Raw genomic sequence first — 7,487 nt, 5'->3', positions numbered from 1 at the left:
TAAAGATAAAGTAGGGGCTGCAAAAATACATTTAAATTGTTAGACATATTTACCCCTACGTATTTTTTCGTAATGGTTTTAAAAAATTAAACTTAATTCCTATATAAAATCTGCATTATCAATTACAGGCAAAAAATGGTCAGATAATTGCATCGCCTGTAAACAAGTATTAATACTAGAAGCTGCTGAATTATATGCTGCAATATTTTCTTCAACAACACCCAATAATCGGCGATTATTCGCAATTTTTTCTTCAGCTTCTTGTTCTAATGTTTTTTCTAAATAAGCACGCGCCTGTGGATATTGCTGCAAAATTTCATCTGCTTGCTGATCTGCCATTGGTATCAATTGAGTTTTGAGAGTTTGATTAATGGTTTGACGGAAAGATTTGCGAATAGTTTGAGAAACTTTTGGATCAAAATCTAACTTCAATAATTGCCTAATTGCTGGTTCTGCTTCTACAATACTTTCAGCGTCGTAACCTTGAGAAGTTTGTGATAAAGTCTGGCGAAATTGATATATAGAAAAAGTGCCTTCATCGTAAAATCTCGGACTTTCTCGCACAAAGCGATCGCACTCTACACTAGCTGCATTAAATAATGCTTGAGCAACTCCTTTTTCTAAAATTCTGATCTCTTGTTCAATACCACCATCATTATCTAATAAACGATACAACTGGCGATAATATTCTGACTTGCGAATCTTTTCAATCAATCGCTGGAAATAATTCGCCACTACTTGTTGAGAAGATTCAACTAAAATATCTTCTAATTGATTTGCTAAGTAATAAAATGCCTCTACTAAAATAGCAATTAAAGGTGCGGTAGCGTTGCGAGGATGGCTGATGGTTGCACGTTGATAAGCAGAAGCTACAGAAAAAGTATCTAGCAATTCATCTAGACGACGAATCATTCGTGATTGCAATTGCTTAAAATCTGCTTCAAAAGCATCACAGGAATTAGTAATTATTTGGTTAACTTCTTCTGTAATATGCTCACTAAAGTCTCTACCAATTTTCTGGAGTTGCTGATTTAGGCGTTGCAACTCTTGCGCCTTCATCGTTTCAATTTCTTGGGGCTGACTATCTAAATTGCGTTGGACACTCTGATAATGTTTTTTCAGGTTAATACAAACATCTTCCAAGTCATCAGCAAGATTTTTAAATAATTGTGGACGCTTTTCTTCTGTAAGATAGCGAGTAATTGCTGTGCGAAATTCCTCAGTCCCACTATCTTTAATTAGCTGTTCTATAATTTCATTTCCCCAATCTCCTAGAATCCGCACATAATTTTGATTTGGGGTTTCATAGCCATTAACAGAGACACGGAATTTAGTGGAAGACAGCTTTCCTGAATTTCCACAGTAGTTGTTAAACGCATAGACAAATTGTGGTGTTTCTTCTTTCCCATCAAAACCTTTAATACTTTCTGCAAAAACAGAATCTAAACCAAATCTATCTTGTTGGCTTCTCTGTTTAACCTGACTGCCATAAAATCCTAATAATCCACTTGTTTTATAAACCTTGGTTGTATTGTGAAATTGCCCACTAATTAAATCGTCTAATCGTTGCCGTAGCTGAGTATTAAACCAAGTTTCATCGATGCGGTTGAAGACATAGAAAACGCGATCGCGTACTCCCCCATTCTCCCGCATTAATTCTAAAAGTTCTGTCTCTTCTTTTGTCATCTCACCCGCCGCAGCAGTTTTTAGCACACACACCACCGCCGAAGTATCAGGATCTTGAATTTTGGCATAAGTTAGTTGTGCATCTTTCTCTACTGGCGCATCGATACCTGGTGTGTCAATAATTACATTGCCATCTTGTAGTAGAGGATGATTACAGTAATATTCTATTCGCTTCAATACTGCACTATTACTACCACGACGGGCATATCCAGCAGCTTGCTTGAGATTATAAAAGTTAAATTGCTCCATTGAATATGTAGCATTATTAACCGTGTTGATGCGATCGCGGTTTGCTATATATCCCTCTCCCAACAACATTAACGCTTTCGCCTGTTTTGCACGTTCTGATTTATTTTCACCACCCTCCTGCTGAATAATTGCTTCAGAATATTGACTTAGCAAGTTAATTACCTCAGCTTGATTGAAATTAGGTACTGTCTTAAATCCTAGTTGCTGACACAAAGAAACTGCTTGTTCCCGAATCTCTACTTCACTTAAAAACGTCAAAACAACACGTTCTTTATCTACTTCTGCATACTCGATTTTGCATTCTGTACCTGTAGCGTGTCCCTCTGCGCTGTAGAGTAACTCCCTTTCTAATAGTGCATTGATAAGCATTGATTTACCGGCACTAAACGCACCCGCAAACACAATCTCAAACTTGGGAGAAATCGCCTTACTTAGGGAAGTTTGTACAGGTGTAATATCTTGGCAACGTAGCGTTGGTTCTTGCTGTAAAAGTTGTAATATAGACTCAACCTGCTCTTTCAAATTTTTGCACTGAAGCGGTAAATCTGACATATTCAGCATCCTGATAACATTTATGTATATTTTATTAATATTGATTGTAGTGATGGCTCAGAAAAATTACTGATAAAGTTAATGTTGTTTAGCTGCTGAATATTAGATAAACGACTAATTAATGACTATTGACTAATGAAAATTTTTGCTATCAGATTAAAACCCCATGACGATTTAAGACAAAGCTTAAAGGATTTTGTCAAACAGGAAGATATCAAAGCAGGGTTTATATTAAGTGCCATTAATAGCCATTGTTTAGGCTGACGCAAAGATAAGTCTGATTACGACGTTGGTGAAAGTAATTCATGCGCCTCGCCGTAGTTGGTGAGTTGTCTATACTGCGTAGGTTTTGAAGATTTGTAGGTTGGATTGAACGGAACCAAACCCAACAAAGATAAAGAAAATGTTGGGTTACCCTGCGGGAAGCCCCTTCGGGTCTACGTTCCTCAAACGCCACTTGCTTCTCCTGTCGGGAACGCTAAGAGCGAACAAGCAGGTGTTCCCGTCCAACGCAGTGGCTCCCCAATCTACCCCGGAGTGCTTTTTTGGGCAAAACCTACGCAGTATTGGGTTGTTGCTCACTAATACTTAGAAAAAGCATCTACTCAATTTTTAAGTTGAAAGGCAAACGGGCGTAAACCCCTTGTGGATCGTTCATCTTTTGTATAATTCCGATTTCCTGTTGCAACTTTTGGAATTCATTGGTGAGGGGATTGGATTGTTTGAGTTGCGTCCCCTCAATTCCTAAAGCAGTCCGCACCTCTTCAGTTGCACGTCCAAAAAACCGTTCTCCAAAACTGTTAGTGCGAGGATATTCTTGCACTTCCCAGTCTTCTTCTAGTTTCGCCTGCTTGACAGCATACGCGATCGCACTATTCAAACCACCAATTTCATCCACCAAACCAATTTCTTTGGCCGCCACACCAGACCAAACCCGTCCTTGAGCAATTTCTGCTACTTTTTGTTCTGGGAGTTTCCGACCTTGAGAAACTTTATTCAGAAACATATCATAAATTCGGTTCACACTACGTTGATAAAGTGCCAACTCTTGAGGCGATTTCGGACGCGAAACTGTTTGACTATCAGCATAAGTTGCAGTTTTTACCGAATCCCAGGTGATGCCGTTATCACTCGCTAGCTTTGCACCATTGAACAGCAGCCCAAATACACCTATTGAACCTGTAATGGTATTCGGTTCGGCAAAAATGCGGTTAGAGTCGCTAGCAATCCAATAACCACCAGAGGCGGCTACATCACCCATTGACACTACAACCGGTTTCACTTGACGAGTTAATTTCACCTCTCGCTGCATGACTTCGGCTGCGGTAGCGCTACCACCAGGACTATTAATTCGTAATACAACAGCTTTTACATCCTTATCTTGTCGGATTTTCTTGAAGATTTTGGCAAAGCGATCGCCTCCTACTTGCCCATCTTCTCCTTTACCATCGACAATCTCGCCCTCAGCATAAACAACGGCAATTTCATTTTTTGAACTACGTTCTACACCAAAAGATTTGCCAGAAACTTCTGCATAGCTATTCAGGCTAATTTGTCGGAATGTTTTGTCGTCTTTATCGCTATCTGTCAACTTTTTGAGGTCAGTTACTACTTCATCGGGATATTGTATTTGATCAACTAAACCGCTAGTCTTAGCTTCTGTGGCTTCTAGTAGCGCCTGACTATCTGCGATCGCTTGCAACTGGTTAGGTTCAATTTTCCGACTTGCGCCCACAGTAGTGCGCCACTCTCCCCAAACATCATCCAACAATTTCTGAGTTTGTTCGCGGTTTTCTGGACTCAATTTTGTGAGGATAAACGGTTCTACAGCCCCCTTAAATTTCCCCACCCGCACGACTTGAACACCAATGCCATATTTCTGCAATGCACCCGCAAAGAACATCGGTTGTGAACTCAAGCCGTTGATTTCCATCATTCCCAGAGGATTAAGTACAATGGAATCTGCCACTGAACTAAGGTAATATTCCTTTTTACTCCAATCACTGCCATAAGCGACAATCTTTTTCCCCGCAGCGCGAAACTCCTCCAACGCTTTCCGAATTTCTTTCAGGGAGGCATAGCCGACGTTACTAACTTGGCTTGTGCTTGTTGCATCTAAATAGATCCCGACAATTCGCGGATCGCGCCGCGCCTTTTCCAAAGTTTGCACAACTTTGCGAAGTGCCATCCTATCGTCATCCACACCTGATAATGTGTTTTGAAACAGTTCGCCTGAACTAGGTTCGCTATCAGTAATTTTCATTGACAAGTCAAAAACCAGCATTGACTTATTTTTCACATTTGGGCCAGTATCTTTAGAGGAGCTAGCAGCCAATATTAGTAAGAACAATCCAGTGGTTCCCAGACCACCGAAAATAATTAGTCCTAGTAAGGTGCCAATTAAACTAGCAAAAGTTTGTTTGATAAAATTACGCATTAGTTATTAGTTATTAGTTATTGGGCATTGGGCATGGGGCATGGGGCATTGGTTATAACCAAAGGGCTAATGACTAATGACCTATTTACTTATTCTATGCGCTGTAAACTCTCAGAGTGTTTTAACTGATACAAGGTGGCGTTGCCAGTGCAGAATAATACCGTGGTGATTTCGGCAATTAATACTTCAGCTAGTTCTGCAACTGCTGTCTCTGATGTTGCTGCTGCTTGCAAAAAAGGCATTGCTAAACCAGCTATATCTGCTCCCAAGGCGATCGCAGCTGCAATATCCAATCCATGACGCAAACCTCCCGAAGCAATTAAGGGCACATTTGGAGCGATCGCTCTAATAGTTGTAATACACTCTGCTGTGGGTAAACCCCAATCGGCAAACGTCCTCCCTAAGCGACGTTGTAAAGGATTTTCTGCCCGTTCACTTTCTACTTTTGCCCAAGAAGTACCTCCCGCACCAGCTACATCAATTGCTGCTACTCCAGAGGCGAGAAGTTTTTGTGCGATCGCTGCTGAAATGCCGTTACCAACTTCCTTCGCAATTACTGGCACTGGCAGTTTATCGCATAATTTAGATATTTTGTCAATTAAACCTCGAAAATTAGTATCCCCTTTGGGTTGAATGCACTCTTGTAGAGGGTTAATGTGTAAAATTAGGGCATCAGCTTCTAGGATATCAACTACCCGCAAACATTCATCTAAGCCGTACTTATAGTTAAGTTGCACAGCCCCCAAGTTCGCAAATAGCAGAACATCGGGGGCATACTTGCGGACAGCAAAAGTATCAGCCACTTGGGGTTTTTCTACCGCAACTCGCTGGGAACCGACACCCATTGCAATTTTGTAGTGTTGCGCGACTTGGGCCAAACGTTGGTTAATGATTGCGGCTTGTTCTGTTCCGCCAGTCATGGAAGAAATTAACAAGGGTGCGCCAAGGTGTTTCCCCAGGAAAGTTGTACTGATATCAATATCGTTGTGGTTGAGTTCGGGTAAGCAAGAATGGGTGAAGCGATAATGTTCCAGTCCATTGGTGATTTGGTGAGACTGAACATCTTCCTCTAAACAGATCCGAATGTGATCGGCTTTGCGATTCTGAGTGTGTGCAGAGATGTTGGTAGGGGCGTTCACTGGTGGGTATGGCTAAAAGTATTGGCTTGCGATCGCTATTGTTACATTGTCTGCAATCAGATTTTTACAACAAAAATATTTATTTTCCCTATCTTTAGGGTACGTTACGCTATTGATAACATACCCATTCTCTCATTTTATGAGTTAATTAATATGGTTTTACAAACAGAAAAGCGCTACTACACCCCAGAAGAATATTTGGAATTAGAAGAGAAAGCTGAATATAAAAATGAATACAGAGACGGAGAAATTATACCTATGACAGGGGGAACAACTAACCATAACAAAATTGCACTTAATTTTTGTCGCAAGTTTCCCCTGACAGTGCAAGGACAAGATTATGAGATTTACATAGGGGATGTTAAATTATCAATACCTCGTTATCACATTTATACTTATCCTGATGTTATAGTCATCAAAGGTAAGCCTATCTATGAGGGAACAGGTACAACAATTATTACTAATCCCTTGTTAATTGTTGAAGTATTATCAAATTCAACTAAAAATTATAACAGAACAGATAAGTTTAAATACTATCGTTCAATTCCTGGTTTTCAAGAATATATTATGATTGACCAGTATAGTTTTGCTGTGGAACAATTTGCCAAGCAAGCAGAAGGTCAATGGATTTTTAAGGAATATGAAAGTGAAGATGCAGTTTTAGTCTTAGATTCTATCGATTTTAAAATTGCCTTGCGTGATATTTACGAACGGGTGAATTTTGAGTTGATTGAGGAATAAAACCCAATACAGGGCTATTCCTACGCATTCTGTTTGCTGGGGAGGCATCATTCACCGTGAATAATGCCTACTTGTTGCTTGTTACGCCGTCTGTGTAAAAGCCGCTTTTGAGTCTGCGGTGGATTTTAACCGGGTGATGGTGGCTTTACGAATGCGATCGCTTTTGCGTACTCCACCTGTCATCTCGTATTCCCGGCTGTCTTTGCCATACTTCAACGCTACACCACTGACTAAGCGCTCTGAAGTTTCCCGAATGGTCTTTTCAAGGGTTTCTATTTTTACCTTTGCTGAGTCAATGGCAGTTAGCATCATATTATACTCGTCAATCTGGTTGCGGAGTTGCTCGGTTAACTCGGTTAAATGGTTTAAACTGATCGAATCACCAAAATCGAGGTTGGAATTAATCGATTTAAATCCGATTACTCTCTGTTCAATTTTTTCTAGCACGGTAGAGCTTTTTTTTTGGCGTGGCATCAATGGATACTTTTTACTAAACTTATCTTTCTAGAGTGCCTCAATGGGACAATGTAGCGGTTCAGTAAAGCTTACGAAAAAAAGTATTTTTTTAAACTATCTTTGATTGCTAGTTCAGGAATTACACTGAAATAGAGAATAAATAGTTGAAAACGGGCTTGTCTTGTTAACCAACAGCCTTGTCTTGTTAACCAACAGCCTTGTCTTGT

General features: G+C 40.1%; 7 protein-coding genes. 3 read left to right on the top strand and 4 right to left on the bottom strand.

The genetic code is table 11. The features are described 5' to 3' along the window. Positions 1 to 99 precede the first annotated feature (99 nt). A complete protein-coding gene (locus ACFFAP_RS33075; RefSeq protein WP_375515183.1) occupies positions 100 to 2,487 on the bottom strand; it encodes a dynamin family protein in 2,388 nt (795 codons plus the stop codon). A 135-nt stretch (positions 2,488 to 2,622) separates the two neighbouring features. Between ACFFAP_RS33075 and ACFFAP_RS33070 the strand changes: the two genes are divergently transcribed. Then, positions 2,623 to 2,751: a PCC domain-containing protein gene (locus tag ACFFAP_RS33070; RefSeq protein ID WP_375515182.1), complete on the top strand. Its 129-nt coding sequence runs from the start codon at positions 2,623 to 2,625 to the stop codon at positions 2,749 to 2,751. Between the two features lie 105 nt (positions 2,752 to 2,856). Next, positions 2,857 to 3,072 carry a hypothetical protein gene (locus ACFFAP_RS33065; RefSeq protein ID WP_375515181.1) on the top strand — a complete coding sequence of 72 codons (216 nt, stop codon included), beginning with the start codon at positions 2,857 to 2,859 and terminating at the stop codon, positions 3,070 to 3,072. Positions 3,073 to 3,088: 16 nt separating this feature from the next. On the opposite strand, the gene sppA is transcribed toward ACFFAP_RS33065, so the two are convergent. Both sppA and fni read right to left on the bottom strand, forming a co-directional pair. Further along, a complete protein-coding gene (gene sppA / locus ACFFAP_RS33060; RefSeq protein WP_375515180.1) occupies positions 3,089 to 4,924 on the bottom strand; it encodes a signal peptide peptidase SppA in 1,836 nt (611 codons plus the stop codon). A gap of 89 nt (positions 4,925 to 5,013) precedes the next feature. Then, positions 5,014 to 6,063, bottom strand: coding sequence for a type 2 isopentenyl-diphosphate Delta-isomerase (fni, locus tag ACFFAP_RS33055; protein WP_375515179.1), 1,050 nt, complete (start codon positions 6,061 to 6,063; stop codon positions 5,014 to 5,016). Between the two features lie 153 nt (positions 6,064 to 6,216). On the opposite strand from fni, the gene ACFFAP_RS33050 reads away from it, so the two are divergent. After that, positions 6,217 to 6,804, top strand: coding sequence for a Uma2 family endonuclease (locus ACFFAP_RS33050; protein WP_375515178.1), 588 nt, complete (start codon positions 6,217 to 6,219; stop codon positions 6,802 to 6,804). Between the two features lie 81 nt (positions 6,805 to 6,885). Here ACFFAP_RS33050 and ACFFAP_RS33045 read toward each other — a convergent pair whose 3' ends face one another. Next, a complete protein-coding gene (locus ACFFAP_RS33045; protein WP_375515177.1) occupies positions 6,886 to 7,278 on the bottom strand; it encodes a hypothetical protein in 393 nt (130 codons plus the stop codon). Between the last annotated feature and the right edge of the window lie 209 nt (positions 7,279 to 7,487).

Source organism: uncultured Nostoc sp., from assembly GCF_964245575.1.
Taxonomy (GTDB): domain Bacteria; phylum Cyanobacteriota; class Cyanobacteriia; order Cyanobacteriales; family Nostocaceae; genus Nostoc.
This window is presented reverse-complemented; position numbering and strand designations above follow the sequence as displayed.

What these genes read in the sequence shown, in the direction of transcription:
- ACFFAP_RS33045 (WP_375515177.1), bottom strand. Translation starts at nt 7,278, where the DNA reads ATGCCACGCCAAAAAAAAAGCTCTACCGTGCTAGAAAAAATTGAACAG.
- sppA (WP_375515180.1), bottom strand. Translation starts at nt 4,924, where the DNA reads ATGCGTAATTTTATCAAACAAACTTTTGCTAGTTTAATTGGCACCTTA.
- ACFFAP_RS33050 (WP_375515178.1), top strand. Translation starts at nt 6,217, where the DNA reads ATGGTTTTACAAACAGAAAAGCGCTACTACACCCCAGAAGAATATTTG.
- ACFFAP_RS33075 (WP_375515183.1), bottom strand. Translation starts at nt 2,487, where the DNA reads ATGTCAGATTTACCGCTTCAGTGCAAAAATTTGAAAGAGCAGGTTGAG.
- ACFFAP_RS33070 (WP_375515182.1), top strand. Translation starts at nt 2,623, where the DNA reads ATGAAAATTTTTGCTATCAGATTAAAACCCCATGACGATTTAAGACAA.